The 17,998-nt window shown below is 62.1% G+C and carries 17 protein-coding genes; 9 read left to right on the top strand and 8 right to left on the bottom strand.

The features are described from left to right. Positions 1-28: 28 nt before the first annotated feature. Positions 29-241 (top strand): hypothetical protein, encoded by a 213-nt coding sequence (locus tag QX034_RS25240; RefSeq protein ID WP_316195921.1) that lies wholly within the window; start codon positions 29-31, stop codon positions 239-241. A gap of 278 nt (positions 242-519) precedes the next feature. Next, positions 520-879: a hypothetical protein gene (locus tag QX034_RS25235; protein WP_316195919.1), complete on the top strand. Its 360-nt coding sequence runs from the start codon at positions 520-522 to the stop codon at positions 877-879. A gap of 214 nt (positions 880-1,093) precedes the next feature. On the opposite strand, the gene QX034_RS25230 is transcribed toward QX034_RS25235, so the two are convergent. The 6 genes from QX034_RS25230 to QX034_RS25205 all read right to left on the bottom strand — a co-directional run bounded on the left by QX034_RS25230 (position 1,094) and on the right by QX034_RS25205 (position 6,982). After that, positions 1,094-1,648 (bottom strand): hypothetical protein, encoded by a 555-nt coding sequence (locus QX034_RS25230; RefSeq protein WP_316195917.1) that lies wholly within the window; start codon positions 1,646-1,648, stop codon positions 1,094-1,096. 173 nt (positions 1,649-1,821) lie between these two features. After that, on the bottom strand, positions 1,822-3,546 hold the full coding sequence (locus tag QX034_RS25225; protein ID WP_316195915.1) for a tyrosine-type recombinase/integrase: 1,725 nt from the start codon (positions 3,544-3,546) through the stop codon (positions 1,822-1,824). 220 nt (positions 3,547-3,766) lie between these two features. Next, positions 3,767-4,426 carry a glutathione S-transferase family protein gene (locus QX034_RS25220; protein WP_315704996.1) on the bottom strand — a complete coding sequence of 220 codons (660 nt, stop codon included), beginning with the start codon at positions 4,424-4,426 and terminating at the stop codon, positions 3,767-3,769. Between the two features lie 14 nt (positions 4,427-4,440). Then, the gene (locus tag QX034_RS25215; RefSeq protein ID WP_315704995.1) at positions 4,441-4,920 is read right to left on the bottom strand and encodes an SRPBCC family protein; all 480 of its coding nucleotides are present in this window, start codon (positions 4,918-4,920) and stop codon (positions 4,441-4,443) included. Further along, complete coding sequence (locus QX034_RS25210; RefSeq protein WP_315704994.1) at positions 4,913-5,245, bottom strand: metalloregulator ArsR/SmtB family transcription factor; 333 nt, start codon at positions 5,243-5,245, stop codon at positions 4,913-4,915. The genes QX034_RS25215 and QX034_RS25210 overlap by 8 nt, the downstream gene beginning before the upstream one ends. A gap of 129 nt (positions 5,246-5,374) precedes the next feature. After that, positions 5,375-6,982, bottom strand: coding sequence for an ABC transporter substrate-binding protein (locus tag QX034_RS25205; protein ID WP_315704993.1), 1,608 nt, complete (start codon positions 6,980-6,982; stop codon positions 5,375-5,377). Positions 6,983-7,278: 296 nt separating this feature from the next. On the opposite strand from QX034_RS25205, the gene QX034_RS25200 reads away from it, so the two are divergent. Then, complete coding sequence (locus QX034_RS25200; RefSeq protein ID WP_316190388.1) at positions 7,279-7,419, top strand: hypothetical protein; 141 nt, start codon at positions 7,279-7,281, stop codon at positions 7,417-7,419. 86 nt (positions 7,420-7,505) lie between these two features. On the opposite strand, the gene QX034_RS25195 is transcribed toward QX034_RS25200, so the two are convergent. Further along, a complete protein-coding gene (locus QX034_RS25195; protein ID WP_316167110.1) occupies positions 7,506-9,119 on the bottom strand; it encodes an ABC transporter substrate-binding protein in 1,614 nt (537 codons plus the stop codon). Positions 9,120-9,375: 256 nt separating this feature from the next. Here QX034_RS25195 and QX034_RS25190 point away from each other — a divergent pair, with 256 nt between their 5' ends. From QX034_RS25190 to QX034_RS25170, 5 genes are all read left to right on the top strand, one after another. Next, entirely contained in the window at positions 9,376-10,506 is a 1,131-nt protein-coding gene (locus QX034_RS25190) for a M20/M25/M40 family metallo-hydrolase (protein ID WP_316195913.1), read from the top strand. Positions 10,507-10,590: 84 nt separating this feature from the next. Next, positions 10,591-11,277, top strand: coding sequence for a DNA-3-methyladenine glycosylase I (locus QX034_RS25185; RefSeq protein ID WP_315704990.1), 687 nt, complete (start codon positions 10,591-10,593; stop codon positions 11,275-11,277). Between the two features lie 164 nt (positions 11,278-11,441). Then, complete coding sequence (locus QX034_RS25180) at positions 11,442-12,383, top strand: ABC transporter permease (protein WP_315704989.1); 942 nt, start codon at positions 11,442-11,444, stop codon at positions 12,381-12,383. A 12-nt stretch (positions 12,384-12,395) separates the two neighbouring features. Further along, on the top strand, positions 12,396-13,283 hold the full coding sequence (locus QX034_RS25175; RefSeq protein ID WP_315704988.1) for an ABC transporter permease: 888 nt from the start codon (positions 12,396-12,398) through the stop codon (positions 13,281-13,283). 118 nt (positions 13,284-13,401) lie between these two features. Further along, positions 13,402-15,048, top strand: coding sequence for an ABC transporter ATP-binding protein (locus QX034_RS25170; protein ID WP_315741397.1), 1,647 nt, complete (start codon positions 13,402-13,404; stop codon positions 15,046-15,048). A 56-nt stretch (positions 15,049-15,104) separates the two neighbouring features. On the opposite strand, the gene QX034_RS25165 is transcribed toward QX034_RS25170, so the two are convergent. After that, on the bottom strand, positions 15,105-16,061 hold the full coding sequence (locus tag QX034_RS25165; protein WP_315701447.1) for an IS110 family transposase: 957 nt from the start codon (positions 16,059-16,061) through the stop codon (positions 15,105-15,107). 421 nt (positions 16,062-16,482) lie between these two features. Between QX034_RS25165 and QX034_RS25160 the strand changes: the two genes are divergently transcribed. Beyond that, positions 16,483-17,979 carry a M81 family metallopeptidase gene (locus tag QX034_RS25160; RefSeq protein ID WP_315704986.1) on the top strand — a complete coding sequence of 499 codons (1,497 nt, stop codon included), beginning with the start codon at positions 16,483-16,485 and terminating at the stop codon, positions 17,977-17,979. Positions 17,980-17,998 lie beyond the last annotated feature (19 nt).

Below are 17,998 nucleotides of genomic sequence, written 5' to 3'. Positions count from 1 at the left end.
CGCTCCTGCATCACAGAAGGGGCACCAAATGACGCAGGACGATATCTTTCTGCCTTACGACCGCTACACCCGGCTCACGGCCGCGCTCGCAAACCTGGAGCCCTGTCCATTCGAAGGCCGGATCACGGAGGATCAGATCAAGCGCGTGCTTGGCGAAGCCGGCGACATTTGGCCGCTCGAAATCCGGGGCGACGTGATCATTGCTCAGCTTGAAGACGCAGAAAAGAAGAAGCGGAATTGAGCAATGCGTGAAGCTCTTTTCATGTTTGCCGCGCTCGCACTCTGTGGCTGCGGTGGAGGCCACGGCCGATACGAACCGCCTGCGGTCGACTCCTATGGCCATTCCCCGGAGCAGCTCGCGAAAGACCAACACGAGTGCATCGAGGCCAAACGCGCCCACGGATGGATTGGCGATGCGGGGATGATCACAGATTGTATGGAGAGAAAAGGCTACACAATCCTGACACCGAAAGGGTAGTAGCTCCATCAGAAACAGAAGCAGAATTTGGGAGCCGCAAAATGAGCAAAGCTTTTGATATTCGTCGCGAGCGATGGTCTCTGAAGGAGATTTGGCAGAAGGACGGCGATCGGCCGGGCCGTGGAGCATTCGCGCTCGTGCTTGATGATGAACACTTCCCCTATTTTAGACATCCGCAGTCAAACCACCTTGCGGAAGCTCTAATTCAAGCGGCTGCTGGCAGCGAAGCGCCCTCGATCGTACTCGATGAGGGCAACCCAATACGGATTGTGCCTGAGGGGGATAAGGTTCTGGTCCACTCTCCAGCTGGCGCAAGGAGACAGCTAAGCATTGGAGAGACAAGACTTCTTGCGAAGGACCTTCTCTCCCCACTAGCCCAAACTCTTCTCGGCCAACGTTGAAAGTCATAAGGAAAGGCACGCGCGTCGCCGCGCCTACTTCGTCCGCAGCTCTATTCCGTTACGTTCTCAGGCTCTGGCAGCAACAGAACATCATCCGGCCTTGGAAGCTTCGTCCCATCGTGCCGTTCGCGTGCGCGCCAGATGATCTTGAGAATGGCCTTTGCCTCATCTATGGCAGGCTTTGCATTCTTAGCGAACTGACCAACATAGAAGCTTAGTTCGCCTGCAAATGCGAAAAATCTATCTGTGCGCGTACCATTTCGGTCGATCTCGCGGGCAAGCTCGTTGAGCCGTTCAAACAAGCTGTTCTTCTTGCGATCATCAAGCGACGAACCTTCAATGATGGTCTCCTTATCTTTTGGATGTGCTGGTGTAGTTCTTTCTTTTCTTCACCCTCTAGGACTGCGTATCCAGGCTCGTTCGCCAATGTTGACTTGAGGGCCGCAGTCGCCTTCTCTTTCATCACAAATCTGTAATTTTGCATGATCTGAGCGACGAACGCTTCATACTGAAGACGCGGACGGGCTCTAGACATGTTAGCAGTGTCATCAATATCGCGGACCGAGACGTTGTTGGCATTCAGTGGAGGCGGTGGCTTCCAAGCTTGCGCCTCATAGAATGCCTCCAAAATCCCGCATGCCTCCGTGTAATCCGATGAACTCGGCGCCCCCTGAATAAGTGAAGTTTCCAGACGCTTTAGCAGCTCATAACTCGCCAAATATGAATTGGAAGATAGGTCGCGGAAAATCTGATCTGGATCGACGGGCATTGGTTATCCATAAATATCCGAATTTCACCATCTCTGCGTGTGCGCAACACTAATTAGCGCATAAATGTCAGCCCTTCAATTGTCACAGGCCATTTGTACTCTGAACATTTATGCTCGAAGCCGAACGCCCGGCGCCGCTACACAGAACAGCTACACGAAAGGCGCATTGGCCTTCAGAGTGGAAATCCGTCAAACTTCAGGTTCTGGACCGCTTCTGCCATAGCTTCGATCGAAGCGCCGTGCACGTAACCCGCTCCGGCCGAGTTATCCGCGTGCCCGCATAGCTGATCCCGCATGTCCTTCCCAACCCCAGCCATGGACAGCCCGGTCTTGAACGTGTGCCGGAACGAATGCCACGACTTCCGATCGTCAATGATCCCGACCTTCGCTAGATAGGTCACGTTAAATCGCCGCGGCAGATACCGCGGAAAGTAGTGATCGATGGTCGCGGTCTCCTTCGGCGCCTTGGCCTTGGCTTCCATGCCCTGGCGATACCAGTTCGAAAACAGGTGCGTCTCTTTGCGCTGTCTCAATCCAGCAACGAGTTGTTCGAAGCCAAACCCCAAGAGCTGGCTGTGGACCGGGATCAGGCGCCGTGAGCCCATGTTCTTCGTCTGCTCCTCGATCGCGATCACCAGAACGCCCCGCTCGCGCCGAACGCTATCCAGTCTTACTTGAGCGAGCTCGCTAGCGCGCATGCCGCCAAAGAGCGAAAGCACCATAGCCCATTGATCCTCACCCCATTTGCCGCCTGGGGCGAAATGCTCACCGAACATCCGTGTCAGATCACCGGGCGAGAACGGCACGCGTGGCGGGGTTGACGCTTTGACCGCCTCGACCTTGATACCGGCGGCGGCGTTGTCTGGGATAATGTCAGCCCGAACCGCCCAATTCAGGAACGCGTGCAGCCGCGCCAGATACTTGTCGTTGACCGTTCGCGCATCCAGCAGCGGGTAAGGCTTCGCCCTCCCCTTGTTCGCCTTGACCGCCTCCGGCAGCGTCATCCCCGGAAACCGCTTCGTATAGTTGGCCGGCGCATCGGCAAGCATCCGTTTGAACGCGTGAACGTGCTGGCGCGTAAGCCGGTAAATTGGCAGCGGTTCGCCAATCTGTTCCTCCAGCATCCGAATCGTCACCCGGTTGTCGTGGCGGGTGCGGTCGCTGGTCGCCTTCTCTTTCGCGAACTGTTCCGCGAGATCGCTCAAAGTGCGCTCGCTGTCCGGCCCAAGAATACGAACCGAGGCAGGATCCTCCGAAGCGGGCTTTTTCACCAACAGCGGATGCGACGGCTCAGCGGAGAAGTCGCCCGAATCATGCGCCTGATTCAGGCGAATCGTTTCGAGATGTACCCCGGCGAGCGCTTGGACCAGTTCCCGCCATTCAGGCGTGCCAAAAACCGCGTCCGTGTTCCCCTGCTCTCGATAGCGGTCAATCGACCAGCCAATGAGCGCGTCGGCCTCCTCGTTTGAGGCGAGCCCGTTCACGACGCTCCGGAGCTTCTCGGCATAGAACGGCTGCACCACGTCCCGTTGAAACCGAATCGTCTCCGCGAATCGCGATAAGTCAGCCCGGCGCTCCTCCGCCTGCTTCTGTAGCTGCTCCTCGAAATGCGCTTTGGCGAGGTTGCGGACGCTTAGGATACGGCCCTCCCGCGGCGGGCGGCTCAGTGGCTTCCGACCGGCCTCCAGCTCCTCCCTGGCCTCGCCAAGCCGGACGTGCATGCGCGCCACGGCTCCGGGCAGCTTCCGCCTCGCCTGCATCAGGTCCGGCCCCAACGCCTCCCAGAGCTCGCTCTGCCCGATGATCGATCTCAGGTCCTTCGGCACGCTCAGCCGCGCCCAATAGCGGCCTCCCTGGCTGACGAGATACCGGTGCTTGGTGGACGATTTCGCCGGCATAAAAATGCTCACTTGAAAAAATTTTGGAGTAGAGAATTGTAGTAACGTTCTGGGAATTAAGCCACTAATAACACTTAAGTTTTTCAAATTTCAGAAGAAAAGTTCTGTAGTGATTGGAGTCCCACCGCCCGCACCAGAATCATCTCTCGTCCGGAGCCGGTGCCGATGGACGGAAGCAAGCCGGTCACTCAAATTTCCGTCGACAAGTTCGCGCGAATTCTCACGCGGCTCGCGCGCGCTCCAGCAGCCTCTCCCAGGTCGTGGCCTGAAAGCTCGGCCGCACTTCCAGCCGGTCGATCCAGGCTACGAGATTGGGATACGCCGCAGTGAGCGTAGCCCATTCAGGTGTCGCGGCCAGGAAGCTGGCCTGTGGCCCGGCCTGCAGATCGGCCAGCGTGAGAACATCACCCGCCATGAAGGGCTGTTCGCCGAGGAGGCGCGACAGCTCAGCGAATACGGTGCGTGCGCGCGGCATTGCCGCCTCTATGGCTGCTTCATCGGTCGCAAGTCCCAGCAGGCGCGGGCCGACGATGCGCTGAAAGACGATGACGCTGCAGACGCCCTGGAACAGATACCAATCGCTGATATTCATCACCTGATCCATCCGCGCCGCCTGCTTGGGATCGGCAGGCGTCAGGGATGGCTGGGGCAGGATCCGGTCGAGATAACGCAGGATCGCCTGGGTCTCGTAAAGCATGAAGCCGTCATGCTCCAGCACGGGGATACAGCCGAACGGATTTCGCGCCAGATGTTCCGCGGACTTCGAAGCGCCGGGGGCCATGGCCGCCAGGCGATACGATGTCTCCTTCTCTTCCAGCGCGATCAGAACGCAACGCCCGAACGGGCTTCCTGGTACGGAATGGACGACGAACTCCGACATGACGACCTCCCTGATTATGACCGACTACGCTCGGCTTCCTCGACAAAGCGCCGCATGAGTCCCGGCCAGCCGCCGTCGACATCCTTGCGCATCGAAGCGCCGGCCTCGGGGCCCATGGTCTCGAACTTATGATGCGTGAGCTCGACCCGCGTCAGCTCTGTGCCTTCGGCGATGAAGCGGACATCGACCTCCGAACGCATCGTCGCGTCCGGCTTCCATTGCGCGCTGATTTGCCAGAGCATCACGACACGATGCGGCGGCTCCCACAGGATGATCGTGGCAACCGGCGTCTCGGTGCCGTCCTCGCCGACTTCGAGCCAACGCCCGCCGAGCCGCGGCTCCATCAATACGGCTCGGATCGGTTGCTTGCCGACGCCATGCGTATGCGGCCACCAGCGAGTCAAGCCGCTGGTGAAGACCTCGAAGGCGTGGCCGATCGGCACCCGGACCAGGACCTGCTTGTGCACCGGGGCAATCGCCGCGACGTCACTCATCCCGCTTCCTCCCTTTGCTTTTTCGATGCGATCGCTCCGCCTCGATCTTGAATGCGAGCAGCGCATCGTCCCAGAAACTGTCGAGCCAATCGCGCAGTTCGGATAGGCCCTCGCGCCTCACCGAGTAGATGCGGCGTGTGCCTTCGCTACGCTCCTGAACCAGCCCCGCGTCCTTCAACACCTTCAGATGCTGCGACACTGCCGGCCGCGACACCGACAGTCCTGCCGCGATCAGCTTGACCGGCTGCGGCCCATCGCGCAGCCGTTCGAACACCTGCCGCCGCGTCGGATCGGCCAGCACCGTCAAGGCATTTTGGTAAGCCATGACTTACCGTAAGCCACGACTTACTGACCGTCAAGCGCAAACAAAATCCGCAAATGCAAAGCGCGGCGGAGATGCCCCGCCGCGCGTCTGGAAAACCATGATGTGAGTGCGAGGATCGCTCGCCCTGGATCACTCGCTCTTGTCGACGTTCCAGAACACCGGCACCGCCTGCCCTTCCAGCACGCCGGTGAGCGACTTGCGCCAGGCGCTCGGGCTGAACCATTGGCCGAGCGGAATGTAGATCACCTGGTCGTAGGCTTCCTTCTGCAGTTCGGCCGCGATCCGCTTCTGCTCGTCGAGCGTCGTGGCGCGAGCAAAGGCGTCGCGCAGCTCCTCGATCTTGGGATCATCCGGCCAGCCGAAGGAGGATTTGAGACCGCGCGCGCTGAGGAAGGTGCTGGACAGCGGGTTGCCGACATCGGCAATCACCGAATTGGTGAAGAACATGTTCCAGCCCCCCTCCTTCGGCGGCTTCTGGCTGGCGCGGCGCGTCACCACAGACTGCCAGTCGGTGGCCTGAAGATCGACCTTGAAGCCGGCGGCACGCAGTTGCTGCGCCACCACGATCGGCTGGGGTTTGAGCGTGATCGCGTCCCCCGGCGCGAGGATCACGAGCGGCGTGCCGTCATAGCCGGATTCGGCGAGCAGCTTCTTGGCCTGCTCCAGGCCATTGCCCTTGACCAGCGTCTCCGAACCGACGTCGGCCTCGAGCGGCGTGCCGCAACCGAACAAGGCGCCGCAGATCTTGTAGAATTTCGGATTGCCGACCAGCGCGTCGAGCACATCCTTCTGATTGATCGCCAGGAACGCCGCGCGGCGGATCTTCACATTGTCGAACGGCGGATAGAGGAAGTTCATGCGTCCCAAGGTCTGATAGCCGAACTTGTTCAGCACGTTCATCGTGAGGTCGGGATTCGCGGCGAGCACCGGCTCCAGATCCTGCGGCGGAAACTCCAGGAAATCGATGTCGCCGGCCTGCAGCGCGTTCACCGCGGTCTGCGCGTCGGGCATCGTCACCCACTCGACGCGATCGACCTTCACGACCTTGCCGCCCGCGGTCCAGCTCGGCGGCTCCTTGCGCGGCACATAGTCGGTGTTCTTCTCATAGACCGCCTTTACGCCGGGCTGGAATTCCGCCTGTACGAACTTGAACGGGCCGGATCCGATCTGCTCGGGGATCGGCTGGTTCGCTGGTGTCTCCGCCAGCCGCTTCGGCATCATGAACGGGACGTAGGAGGACGGCTTGCCGATCGACTCCAGCACAAGGCCATAACGCTCCTTCAGCTTCAGCGTGATCGTTTTGGCGTCGGTCGCTTCCAGACTGGCCGTAAACTCCATCAGCTTCTGGCCCATCGGGTCATTGCTGCTCCAGCGCTTCAGCGAGGCGACGCAATCCTCCGCGGTCACCGGCGTGCCGTCGTGCCATTTCAGCCCGTCGCGCAAAGTGAAGGTGTAAGTCAGCTTGTCATCACTCACCTTCCAGTCCGCCATCTGCGGCTGGACCTTGAAATTGGAGTCCGTTCCCAACAGCGTGTCATAGACCATGTAGCCATGATCGCGGGTGATGTAGGCCGGCGAGAAAATCGGATCGATGACACGCAGGTCCGAATGCATGACCGCCGTGATGGTCTTCTTGGCGGCGGCGAGCGCGGGCACCGCGCTCACCGACAAGGCTATGGCAGCGGCGACGAGGCAGGACGCGAGCGCTGGAAATATCCGACGCGGATGATGTGGCATGCGATCTCTCTTAACGTGACGATGTGGAATTGATGGCGCGAAACTGATCAAGACCCGGCGATTCATTGTGCATCGCGTCCGCGCATCGACGCTGACCGATAGGCAGCGTTCTATGTCTTACGATGCCGAGACTTGCAGCTGTTCCCGCGCCCGTCAATCCGCTTTCGCCAGTCTCCAAACGCGACCTCATCCTGGCGCGATGAGATGAGATCATCATGATCACCCCTTCGTCACTCCCGCATTTTGGAACTACCTGTCCCTTCGATCAGTGTCGGTGCAAGCAAAGGAGCGAGATGATGTCCGACAAATGCGCCGAACCGCAACAGCGCGAGCAAGCCCGCAGCGGCCGCACCGAGCGCGAACAGGTGCCCGCGCGCGAGATCGCGCCGCCGTTGGTCGTCGACGGCCTTGAAGCCGTGCGCGACGGCCATTGCTAAGGACTCGGGGCCGTACGCACCAAGGCTCATAAACAAACACGGCGGAGAAGCTCCGCCGTGTTTTCTTCATTCCTGCGACAAATTCGCTATTCGCTCTTGTCGATGTTCCAGAACACCGGCGTGGCGGGACCGTCGAGTACGCCGGTCAGCGACTTGCGCCAGCCGCTCGGCAGGAGATACTGGCCGAGCGGAATGTAGATAACCTGCTCGTAGTTCTCCTTCTGGATCTCGGTCGCGATCCGCTTCTGCTCTTCCGGCGAGGTCGCGCGGGCATAGTCGTCGCGCAGTTTCTCGATCTTCTCATCCGTCGCCCAGCCGAACCAACCGCCCTTGGTGCCGCGGCCGCCCACTGAGACGTTGACCACGGGGTTGGCGACGTCGGCGCCGACCCAGTTGGTGAAGAACATGTTCCAGCCGCCCTCCTTGACCGGCTTCTGGCTGGCGCGGCGCGTCACCACGGTCTGCCAATCGGTCGCCTGCAGGTCGACCTTGAAGCCGGCCTCGCGCAGCTGCTGCGCCACGACCACCGGCTGGGCCTTGAGCGTGGTCACGTCGCCCGGCGCCATGATCACGATCGGCGTGCCGTCATAGCCGGACTCCGCGAGCGCCTTCTTGGCCTGCTCCAGGCCGTTGCCCTTGATCAGCGTCTCGGCGCCGACATCGGTCTCCAGCGGAGTGCCGCAGACGAACACCGCGCCGCAGACTTTCTGATACTTCGGATTGCCGACGAGGGCGTCGAGCACATCCTTCTGATTGATTGCCAGGAAAGCTGCACGGCGGACCTTCACATTGTCGAACGGCGGCAGCAGGAAATTCATCCGTCCGAGCGTCTGGAAGCCGAACTTGTTGGAGACGTCGATCTGGATATCCGGATTGCCTTCCAGCACCGGCAGCATGTCGTAAGGCAGGTTCTCCATGAAGTCGATGTCACCCGACTGCAGCGCGTTCACCGCCGTCTGCGCGTCCGGCATCGTGATCCATTCGACCCGATCGACCTTCACCACCTTGCCGCCAGCGGTCCAGCTCGCCGGCTCCTTGCGCGGGACGTAGTCGGTGTTCTTCTCATAGACCGCCTTGACGCCCGGCTGGAATTCCTCCTTGACGAATTTGAACGGCCCGGAGCCGATCTGCTCGGGGATCTGCTGACCGGCCGGCGTCTCGGCAAGACGCTTCGGCATCATGAAGGGCACCAGCGAGGATGGCTTGCCGATCGACTCCAGCACGAGGCCATAGGGCTCCTTCAACTTCAGCACGATGGTCTTCGCATCGGCAGCCTCCAGGCTCGCCGTGAAATCCATCAGCTTCTGGCCCATGCCGTCGTTGCGGCCCCAGCGCTTCAGCGAGGCGACACAATCCTCGGCCGTGACCGGCGTGCCGTCATGCCACTTCAGGCCGTCGCGCAAGGTGAAAGTATAGGTCAGCTTGTCGTCACTGACCTTCCAGTCGGCCATTTGCGGCTGGACCTTGAAGTTCGAGTCGGTGGCCAGCAAGGTGTCATAAACCATGTAGCCATGGTCGCGCGTGATATAGGCGGTGGTGAACCCGGGATCGATGACGCGCAGATCCGAATGCATCACCGCGGTGATCATCTTCTTGCCCGATGCCGCGAGGGCGTCGGACGGCTCTGCTCCGGAGAGCGCGAGCGCCGACCAGGCAGCCCCCGCGAGCGTGAGAAGTTTCCGGCGCGAGATGTGGAACATTGATATCTCCTGACTTGGCGTAAAAGCGGTCACGACGCGGTCACTGTTTATGCATGTAGTCCGTTCTTTAGGCGAACTAACAGGCTGTAAACCCTTAGATTTCGACAGTTGCACCAGGATGCTGCACAGGTCAATCCGCATTCGGCGCATGCGTGACGTCGGCCGGAATGACGTTAACGCGGGCATGACTTGGTTATACAAAATGCCGACCATTCCGCCGCCGCGCGATAACGCCGGCAAACCAGCGAGAGCTCTGATGAATCCAGCCAATCTTCCCTTCGATGCCGAGGCCATGCTGCAAGGTTTGCGCGGTTGGGTGGAATGCGAAAGCCCGACCTGGGACGCTCCCGCGGTCGAACGCATGTTCGATATCGCAGCCCGCGAGATGGCGATCATGGGCGCGACGATCGAGCGCATCGCCGGACGCCAGGGCTTCGCAGGCTGCGTCCGCGCCCGCTTTCCGCATCCGAAACAGGGCGAGCCCGGCATCCTGATTGCGGGTCATCTCGATACCGTCCATCCCATCGGGGCGATCGCCAAGCTGCCATGGCGGCGCGAAGGCAACAAATGCTATGGCCCCGGCATCTTTGACATGAAGGGTGGCAATTATCTGTCGCTCGAGGCGATCAGGCAGTTGATGCGCGCCTCCATCGCCACGCCACTGCCGATTACCGTTCTCTTTACTCCCGACGAGGAAGTCGGCACGCCCTCGACGCGCGATATCATCGAAGCGGAGGCCGCGCGCAACAAATACGTGCTGGTGCCCGAGCCCGGCCGGCCCGACAACGGCGTCGTCACCGGGCGTTATGCGATCGCCCGCTTCAATCTCGAAGCAACGGGACGGCCGAGCCACGCCGGAGCAACATTGTCATCTGGCCGTTCCGCGATACGGGAAATGGCGCGACAGATCCTCGCGATCGATGCGATGACGACGGAGGATTGCACCTTCTCGGTCGGCATCGTTCACGGCGGGCAATGGGTGAACTGCGTCGCAACAACCTGCAACGGTGAAGCCCTCAGCATGGCCAAGCGCCAGGACGATCTCGATCGCGGGGTGGAACGAATGCTGGCGCTGTCGGGCACCAGCAACGACGTCGCATTCAAGGTGACCCGCGGCGTGACGCGTCCGGTGTGGGAGCCGGATTCCGGAACTATGGCACTCTACGACAAAGCGCGCGGCATCGCCGAACAGCTCGGGATGAAGCTGCCACACGGTTCGGCCGGCGGCGGATCCGACGGCAACTTCACCGGCGCCCTCGGAATCCCGACACTCGACGGCTTGGGCGTGCGCGGCGCCGATGCTCACACTCTCAACGAGCACATCGAGGTCGAAAGCCTCGTCGAACGTGGGCGACTCATGGCCGGCTTGCTGGCCACGCTGGCGTAATATGGCAGCATCAGATTAGGGCCTCGCAGCTTTACGTGCGCCGCGAACTCTGCTGTGTTCGGCACAGGCAAAAACGCGGCGTACATGACCTCGTTCAAAACCATCAGAAGTCGGGCGGAGAAGCGCAAGGGCGGCACACAGGCGTTGATCACGCTGCTGCCGCCGGCGCCCGACATCGCGGTAGTCGCAAAGCTGAGTGATGATCGCGTGCTGGCCGAAATGACCCGGCGCGTGTTCTCCGCGGGGTTTGCCTGGAGCGTGATCGAGTCGAAATGGCCGGGATTTGAGGACGCGTTCCTAAGCTTTCAGCCGGCGCGGCTGCTGTTTCAGCCGGACGATTTCTGGGACGGCCTGTTGCGGGACAGCCGCATTGTGCGCAACGCAGCAAAGATCATGTCGGTGCGGCAGAATGCGGCCTTCGTGCAGGAGATCGCCAAGGAGCACGGCAGCTTCGGCAAGTTCCTGGCGAGTTGGCCGTCCTCTGATGAGGTCGGACTCCTGGCAATCCTCGATAAGCGCGGCAGCCGGCTCGGCGGCAACACCGGACAGCTGTTGCTACGCTTCCTCGGCTGGGATGGTTTCGTGACATCAAAGGACGTCGTGGCCTGCCTGCGTGACTCTGGACTGGACATTGCCGATGAGGTCAAGTCCAAGAGCGACCTCGCCAAGGTGCAGGCGCAGTTCAATGCGTGGGCCAAGGAGACAGGATTGTCCTATACGCATTTGTCCCGCATCTGCGCGCTCTCGGTCGGCGAGAACCGTCAAACATGATGTGCAGCATCGCAATGTGCTTCGGTACATGGCACGCAGCTTGCAGCACATTGCAGTGCGAAATTACCGGGAGTTCTTGAAAGTGACTGATATCAGTGACATGCAGGCGCATTCACCGTGCCGTGTAACCGGCCCAAGCCTAGGATGAAGGCAGTCCTCACCCGATGATCGGATATCTGGTTCGCCGCGTACTCGCCGCCATTCCCGTGATGGGCGTGGTCGCCTTGTTCGTGTTCCTTCTTTTGAGACTAACGCCCGGTGATCCCGCCGCCATCTTGGCGGGCGATAACGCCACCCCCGAACAGCTCGAACGCATTCGCGTCTCGCTCGGCCTGCACGAGCCGCTGTACGTCCAGTTCTTCACCTGGATCAATCAGCTGCTGCATGGCGATCTTGGCGTCTCGCTGATCTCCAAAGTTCCGGTCTTGCAGATGATCGGCCAACGCATCGAGCCGTCGATCTCGGTCGCGATCTCCACGATCATTCTGGCGATCGTGGTCGCCGTGCCGCTCGGCGTCATCGCCGCCTGGAAGCACGGCACCTGGATCGATCGTTTCGTGATGGGGCTCTCCGTGCTCGGCTTCTCGGTCCCCGTCTTCGTGATCGGCTACGTGCTGATCGAGGTGTTCGCGATCAATCTGCGCTGGTTCCCGGTGCAGGGCTTCAAGAGCCTGTCGGCCGGCTTCGGGCCGTTCTTCGACCGCATCATCCTGCCGACCTGCACGCTGTCGTTCATCTACATCGCATTGATTGCCCGCATGACGCGCGCGGCGATGCTCGACGTCCTCGGCGAGGACTTCGTCCGCACCGCACGCGCCAAGGGCATCGGCGAAACCTCGGTGCTGCTGCGTCATGCGCTGCGCAATGCCGCCGTGCCCGTCATCACCGTGATCGGATCCGGCTTTGCGCTTCTGATCTCCGGCGTTGTCGTCACCGAAAGCGTGTTCAACCTGCCGGGCATCGGACGCCTTACGGTCGACGCCGTGCTGGCGCGCGACTATCCGGTCATCCAGGGCATGATTCTGCTGACATCCTTCATCTATCTCGCAGTCAACCTGCTGATCGATGTCGCCTACACCCTGCTCGATCCCCGTATCCGTTACTGAGGCATTGTCCTGATGGCGATCGTCACCCATCCCGAGCCGTCTTTGCCGGTCACCTCGCGGCTGAGCCCGCGGTTCGGCTTTCTCACCTCGACTCCGATCATCGCGGTCGCAACCGTCTGTCTCGCTTTGATCGTGCTCATCTCCGTGCTGGCGCCATTGCTGGCGCCGCATGATCCGGTCCTGCTGGCGCCGGCACAGCGGCTGAAGCCGGCCAGCGCGCAGTTCCTGCTCGGCACCGACGCCTACGGCCGCGATCTGATGTCGCGCACGATCTATGGCGGGCGCGTATCGCTCCTGGTCGGTGTGGGCGCCGCCGTATTCTCGATCGCGATCGGCCTGTTCATCGGCCTCGTCTCCGGCTTCTTCAAATGGGTCGATGCCGTGATGATGCGCGTGATGGATGGCCTGATGGCGATTCCGAGCATCCTGCTCGCCATTGCCGTGGTGTCATTGTCCGGCGCCAGCATCGCCACCGTGATGATCGCGATCACCATTCCGGAAATTCCGCGCGTCGCGCGGCTGGTGCGTTCGGTGGTGCTGACCGCGCGCGAGGAGCCCTATGTCGAGGCCGCGATCTCGGTCGGCTCTTCGCTACCCAAGATCATGTGGCGGCATCTGATGCCGAACACGATCGCGCCCCTGATCGTGCAGGGTACTTATGTCTGCGCCTCGGCGATCCTCACCGAGGCGATCCTCTCCTTCCTCGGCGCCGGCATCAGCCCGGAGACGCCGACCTGGGGCAACATCATGGCCGAGGGCCGCGCTTACTTCCAGATCAAGCCGTCCCTGATCTTCTGGCCGGGCCTGCTGCTGTCGATCGCGATTCTCTCGATCAACCTGATCGGCGACGCCGCGCGCGATGCGCTCGATCCGCGCATGAAGCAGCGGGAGGGGAAATGACGCCGTCTTCCCCTAACCATCATTGCGAGCGAAGCGAAGCAATCCAGAATCGCCTTGCAACATTGAACTGGATTGCTTCGTCGCTTCGCTCCTCGCAATGACGGCAGAGAGTACGATCATGACCGATACCATCCTCGACATCGACAATCTCGTCGTTGCCCTCGGCAAGACCAAGAGCTCCACCGGCCCGCGGATCATCGACGGCATCTCCATCAAGGTGGCCAAGGGCGAGACGCTGTGCGTGGTCGGCGAAAGCGGCTCCGGCAAATCCGTGACCTCGCTGACGACGATGGGCCTGTTGCCGAAGAACACGCTGCACCCGGTCAGCGGCAGCATCAAGCTGGTCGGTGAGGAGCTGTTGACCGCGACCGATCGCCGGCTGCGGCAACTCCGCGCCACCACCATGGCGATGATCTTCCAGGAGCCGATGACCGCACTCAATCCCGTGGTGCCGGTCGGCCGTCAGATCGACGAGGTCCTGCGCGCGCACACCTCGCTGGACGCGCGCACCCGCCGCAAGCGCATTCTCAACATGATGGAGCAGGTGCACCTGCCCGATGTCGAGCGCATCTTCGCCTCCTATCCCCACCGCCTGTCCGGCGGCCAGCGCCAGCGCATCATGATCGCGATGGCGCTGGTGCTTGAACCAAAACTCTTGATCGCGGACGAGCCGACCACCGCGCTCGACGTCACCACGCAGAAGCAGATCCTCACCCTGATCCGCGAGCTGCAGCGCGACCATGGCACGGCGGTGCTGTTCATCACCCATGACATGGGCGTCGTGGCCGAGATCGCGGACCGCGTCGCGGTGATGCGCCAGGGCCGACTGGTCGAAACCGGTGCGCTCGACCAGATCCTGCGCAAGCCGGAAATGGACTACACGCGCAACCTGCTCGCAGCGGTCCCCAGTCTCATTCCGCGCCCTGCCCGCCCCGAGACCAAGGAGCCGGTGGTGCTGGAGACCACCGATCTCGGCAAGGTCTATCGTGAGCGTTCCTTCCTCGGCAAACCGCGCGAGGTGGTCGCGGCGCAGAATGTCACTCTCACGTTGCGCAAGGGCCGCACGCTCGGCATCGTCGGCGAGAGCGGCTCGGGCAAGTCGACGGTGGCGCGCTGCATCGTCCGTCTGATCGATCCGACCTCGGGCGGGGTCCGGCTGGCCGGCCACGAAATTTCGATCCTGACGCGCCGCCTGCTGCAGCCGCACCGCAAGCGCATCCAGATCGTCTTCCAGGATCCCTACCGCTCGCTGAACCCGCGCCTGACCGTGGGCGAAAGCATCGCCGAGGGGCCGATCAATTACGGCACGTCGCGTGACAAGGCGATGGCGCGCGCCCGGGAGCTATTGGAACTGGTCGGACTGCCCGCGGATTCCATCTCGCGCTTTCCGCATCAGTTCTCCGGCGGCCAGCGCCAGCGCATCGCGATCGCCCGCGCACTGGCACTCGATCCGGATGTGCTGGTCGCGGACGAAGCGGTTTCCGCGCTCGACGTTTCCGTGCAGGCGCAGGTGCTGGACCTCCTCGATGAGATCCAGCGCCGGCTCGGCATCGCCATCTTGTTCATCACCCACGATCTGCGCGTCGCCGCGCAGATCTGCGACGAGGTCGTGGTGATGCAGAAGGGCCGCATCGTCGAGCAGGGCCCGGCCGGCGAGATCCTCACGCACCCGAAGGAGACCTATACTCGGGCGCTGCTCGAGGCCGCGCCCGGCCGCAACTGGGATTTTGCCAATTTCCGCCCCGTGGCCGAGGCGGTGGCGTAGCAGCCTCGTCCTCCTCGTCATTCCGGGGCGTGCGCAGCACGAGCCCGGCGACTGTCTTAGCTGTCAAGCGATTGCTGGGTATATCGGGTGTTGTTTTTGACCATGGTGTTTGCGGTGACCAACAGCTTTCGGGCGATGGCAATGAGGGCGAGCTTGGCGGGCTTGCCCTGTTCTCGCAGGGCTTGGTAGGCGGCTTTCATTCGGGGATTGTGACGGCTGGCGACGAGGGCGGCCATGTAGAGCGCCGTGCGCACGCAAGGGCGGCCGCCCGAGATGGCGGCACGGGGCGGCGCATTGCCGGACTGGCTGACATGCGGCGCGAGGCCGGCCAGGCTGGCGACAGCCTTGCGATCGACGCGGCCAATCTCAGGCAGTTCGGTGATCAGCACAGTGGCCACGCGCTCGCCGATCCCGGGGATCGAGGTGAGGATCTCGAAGCTGCAGGCAAGCTGCGGATCGGCGGCGATCCGGCGGTCGAGTTCGGTCTCGATCTGGCGGCACTGGGTCGTCAGAACAGAGATGGTGGCACGGTGATTGTCCAATAGGAGTGGCTCGGCGGTTTGTTTCAGCCGTGTCTTCTCCATGGCGATCATTTCCGTGAGCTGGCGACGACGTGTGGTGAGGGCCTTGAGCGTCAGCTGCTCGGCGGATGGCAATGGGCGAATGGCGTCGGTCATGGCGAGAGCGAAGCGCGCAATCAGCCGCGCGTCCAGCCTGTCGGTCTTGGCACGGCGCCCTTCAAACTCACGGAATGCCTTGATGCGGCGCGGATTGACGAGACCGACCTCGAACCCGGCCGCGCCGAGAGCGCTGACGAGTTGCCGGGCATAGGGGCCGATCGCCTCCAGCACGACACGGCCGACGCCGGCCTGGGTCAACCGCTCGACCACGGCGGCGACGCCTTCGGCAGCGTTGGCAACCCGGAAAGTCTTGCCCGAGGGAGCAAGGCCGACATCAAGAAAGCGCTGACCGACATCGATGCCGGCCGCGAGCGCAAGAGACTGAGCTGTCATGGGGATCAGACCTGTATGCGAGCTACCGGAAATCGGCGCTCATGCGACTGTTCGATCAGACAAGGCAAGCGGAGACGCCCAAGCCGGGTTACGGTCGCCGAGGCAACCGGGAATCCAACGAGCTGTCTCTACCCGCCGCCACTATGACAGTGACACCCGGTCAGATACAGGAATCCATACTCACAGGCGGATGTCGTAACATCGGCTGATCGACGCTCATGCCACACAGATCCTGCTGTGGTTATGGATTCCGGGCTCATCGCTACGCGATGCCCCGGAATGACGCTGTAGAAGCAGGTGGGCCAGCCAACACGCGTGAGGCGCGCCCGGCGCATGCAAATCGGCATCGCTCCCTCGCTTGCGCCCCGCGCGAGGAGCGGTCTAACGTCGCCGATCACGTCAACGGCTTGAGATGACCCGAATGACCCGCATCGCCATCGGCGGCTTCCTGCACGAGACCAACACCTTCGCGCCGACCAAGGCGACCTATGACGACTTCATGCACGAAGGCGGCGCTACGATCGCAGACGCCGCCAACGTGATGAAGATCATGCGCGGCATCAATGCGGGCCAGTCCGGATTTATCGATGTCGCGACGTCGCGCGGGTGGGACGTGGTGCCGACCATCGCCTGTCATGCAAGCCCATCGGCTCATGTCACGGAGGATGCGTTCGAGCGCATCGTTGGCGTCATGGTCGATCGCATCAAGGCCGCCGGCGCCATCGATGGCGTATATCTCGACCTGCATGGCGCGATGGTCACCGAACATTTCGACGACGGCGAAGGCGAGATTTTGGCGCGCGTGCGCAAGGTGATCGGCCCGAGCGTGCCTCTGGTCGCAAGCCTCGACCTGCACGCCAATGTCACGCCTGAGATGATCGCGCATGCCGATGCGCTGATCGCCTATCGGAAATATCCGCATACTGATATGGCCGACACCGGCCGCGCCTCGGCGCATCATCTCGCGCTGCTGCTGGACTCGAAGCAGCGCCTCGCCAAATCATTCCGGCAATTGCCTTTCCTGATTCCGATCAGTTGGCAATGCACCAACGATCATCCCGCCAAGGGCATCTACGAGACGCTCGCACGCTACCAGAGCGAGACCGTGCCGACGCTATCCTTCGCGCCGGGCTTTCCGGCCGCCGACTTCATTCATTGCGGGCCGAGCGTCTTCGCCTATGGCCGGACCCAAGCCGATGCCGATGCCGCGGCCGATGCGATCGCAAGCCTCGTCGCAAGTCATGAGGACGATTTCGACGGCAGGATCTATTCGCCGGACGAGGGCGTGCGCCACGCGATGGAGCTTGCCAGGAATGCGTCGAAACCGATCGTCATCGCCGACACCCAGGACAATCCCGGCGCCGGTGGCGATTCCGACACCACGGGCATGCTGCGTGCACTGGTGCGTAACCGCGCGCAGCGCGCCGCGATCGGAATGATCTACGATCCGCAATCGGCGCTCGCAGCGCACGCCGCCGGCGAAGGCGCCACCGTCACGCTCTCCCTTGGCGGCAAGTCCGGGATTCCCGGCGACGCGCCCTTTACGGAGAGCTTCATCGTCGAGAAACTGTCGGACGGCCGCTTCGTGGCGCCGGGTCCGTTCTATGGCGGCCGCAAGATGGACATGGGCCCTTCGGCCGCCTTGCGCATCGGTGACATCAGTGTCGTGGTCTGCTCGCACAAGGCGCAGCTCGCCGATCAGGCGATGTACCGCTTCGTCGGGATCGAGCCAACCGAGCAGGCCATCCTGATCAACAAGAGCTCGGTGCATTTCCGCGCCGACTTCGAGCCGATCGCGGAGAAGCTGTTGATCTGCGCCGCGCCCGGCCCGATGGCGGCCGATCCCGCCACCCTGCCCTGGACGCGGCTGCGTCCGGGCATCCGCCTCAAACCGAACGGCCCGACGTTCGCGCCTTAACATCTCATCATCTCGCAAC

The organism is Bradyrhizobium sp. SZCCHNR3119 (assembly GCF_032487775.1).
Lineage (GTDB): Bacteria > Pseudomonadota > Alphaproteobacteria > Rhizobiales > Xanthobacteraceae > Bradyrhizobium.
The sequence above is the reverse complement of the archived record's forward strand: the minus strand, read 5'-3'. Positions and strand labels throughout refer to the sequence as shown.